We start from the raw sequence: 2,534 nt of genomic DNA on the forward strand, positions 1-2,534 counted from the left end.
GGTTTCGATGGTGGGCAATAAGACGTTGGTGACGCGAGCCACGTGCTTAGGCAGTGTCTCGTGAGACAGTATCTGGACATCATCTCCGTTGGCAAACACCGAGGCACCCATAATGTGATCAGCATGGTTATGAGTATATATAATTGCCTTAACGGGCTTATCGGAATAACGCCTGAACTCCTGCAGAACCGCTTCTGCTGCGCCACGGGACTCGGTGGTATCAACGACTATGGCGCCATCCTCACCATCAATCCAAATGCTATTCGCCAGCGCATAGCCGATAGCGACGTAAACACCGGGAGCTGGATTTTCAATACGTTGTTCAAATACTTGGCTATGCGCAACCAGAGCATCATTACCGGATGTGGTTATTACCGAGGGCTCAATAGACTCTGGCGGCTCACCGCAACCTGCAAGCGCTATAGCAACATAAAGTGCACCGAGTCTCAGCTTCATCTAATTTTACCAATTTGAACTTAGAGTATGATTTTTGGAAAAACAGCAAAGTATCACAGGGAGTTGACACTGACAACACCAAAACGCTCAGAATGAGGGGGCCTCTATGCTCGAAGCCAGAGGCCGATGTCAAAGCCTGACAAAGCTGAGGGAAGTTCGCTTACACGCCCGTCACAATCGGGCCAAAACCGATGGTCTAGTAGAGCAAACCGAAGAGCTTGCGCTGATAATCTACGGCGATTGGATCGCCCTTGCCAAGACTTGCAATGATGTCGAGCATGCGCTTTTTGGTACCGCCATTATTGTGATCACGATCGATTTTTAGTACGAGCATCAGCTGTTCCAGTGCATCAGCATGATGCCCATCGACGGAATATTGAACGGCCAAATCCACCCTTAAATCCAAGTTGTCTGGGTCGGACGCCAACTCAGCCTCCAAAGCCGCTGTTTCGGGCGACTTCGAAGCCTCTTGTTTCAGGGCCAACTCAGCCATTAACTGCTCGTAACGAGTATCACGATCCACAAACCGGATATTCTCGAGCACCGTTTCTGCCTCGGCAAAACGATTACACTGGATTAACACATGCGCCAAGTTCAACGCTATATCCAAATCTTGATTTGAGTCATCGTACGCCTTGCGAAGAAGAGTTAAAGCGGCCTGCTGATCACCCGCCTGCATCAATCGCGCAGCTTCCTCTAGAGCGGCAGCCCAGGGGCTGGGCAAGTATTTTTGAAGCAGCTCGCGCACTTGGGCTTCAGGTTGCGCTCCGGCAAAACCGTCAACAGGCTGACCATTTTGAATAACCATTACCGTGGGCAGACTGCGCACACCAAACTGGCCCGCGATATTTTGCTGCTCGTCCGCATTGACCTTCGCCAGTAAAAACGCACCTGCGTACTCATGCGCCAGTTTCTCAAGAATGGGCATCAAGGTCTTACATGGTCCGCACCAATCAGCCCAAAAGTCGACCACTACAGGGCGAACATTAGATTCTTCAATAAGCATACGCATAGCGTTGCTTTCGTCGATATTCACTATGTAGTCAGTCATTTGCCAGTCCTTACTTCAAATTGAGAACGTCTTGCATGTCGTACAGCGAGGCAGGTTTCGACACTACCCATTGAGCCGCTCGTAACGCACCACGCGCAAACGACATTCGGCTTGATGCTTTATGCGTAATCTCTACCCGTTCACCCTCTGCGGCGAAGAGCACGGTGTGATCACCAACGATATCGCCGGCGCGGACAGTTGCAAACCCAATGGTATCTCGGTCGCGCGCACCGGTTTGACCCTCACGACCATAAACGGCCACCTCAGCCAAATCACGCCCTAAGGCATTTGCGACCACACCGCCCATGCTCAAAGCCGTGCCGGAGGGCGCATCCACTTTGTGCCGGTGATGCGCCTCGATGACTTCAATATCAACGTCATCGCCCAATACGCGCGCTGCCATATCGAGCAACTTAAAGCACAAATTGACACCGGTGCTGAAATTAGAGGCTTTACACACTGGAATGTGCTGTGCTGCAGCCGTAATCTGAGATTCTTGCTCCACGGTAAAGCCCGTTGTTCCGATCACAATTGCCGTGCCGCTGGATTTACAGGCCTTTAAATGGTCCAGTGTTGCTGACGGCGATGAAAAGTCGATCAAGACATCAATATCAGCCACGATATCTTTTACCGACCCGACGATAGCGACACCCAGCTTGCCAAGACCCGCGAGTTCGCCAGCGTCTGCGCCAATTAAAGAACTCTCTGGACGTTCGGTTGCACCCGCCAAGGTTAAGCCCTCATGCTGAGCAAGGGCCTCAATCAGAGTCCGTCCCATTCGGCCTGCCGCGCCGATAACACCTACTCGTATACTCATAATTTCATGTCGTCAAAAAAGTTTTTGACGCCTTCAAACCAACTTGTTTGCTTGGGCGACTGTTTTTTACCACCCTCGGTTAAGCTCGCTTGAAACGCCTGCAGTAGCTCTTTTTGCTGCTTGCTTAGTTCTACCGGGGTTTCTACCGTGACACGGCATAATAAATCACCCACCGCGCCCCCGCGAACAGGTTTTACACCCTTCCCGCGT

General features: G+C 51.4%; 3 protein-coding genes and 1 pseudogene. All 4 read right to left on the bottom strand.

What is annotated here, in order from left to right; all coding sequences use genetic code 11:
• Positions 1-456: MBL fold metallo-hydrolase (locus ACTF5Z_RS11835; RefSeq protein ID WP_438985813.1), on the bottom strand; the 456-nt coding region annotated here is incomplete at its 3' end.
• Positions 457-652: 196 nt separating this feature from the next.
• Positions 653-1,507, bottom strand: coding sequence for a thioredoxin (gene trxA, locus ACTF5Z_RS11840; RefSeq protein WP_438985814.1), 855 nt, complete (start codon positions 1,505-1,507; stop codon positions 653-655).
• Positions 1,508-1,517: 10 nt separating this feature from the next.
• On the bottom strand, positions 1,518-2,324 hold the full coding sequence (gene dapB / locus ACTF5Z_RS11845; RefSeq protein ID WP_438985815.1) for a 4-hydroxy-tetrahydrodipicolinate reductase: 807 nt from the start codon (positions 2,322-2,324) through the stop codon (positions 1,518-1,520).
• Positions 2,321-2,534: pseudogene (locus tag ACTF5Z_RS11850) on the bottom strand (molecular chaperone DnaJ); the annotation flags it as partial. The gene dapB and the pseudogene ACTF5Z_RS11850, both read right to left, overlap by 4 nt.

The organism is Aequoribacter sp., from assembly GCF_965659035.1.
Lineage (GTDB): Bacteria > Pseudomonadota > Gammaproteobacteria > Pseudomonadales > Halieaceae > Aequoribacter.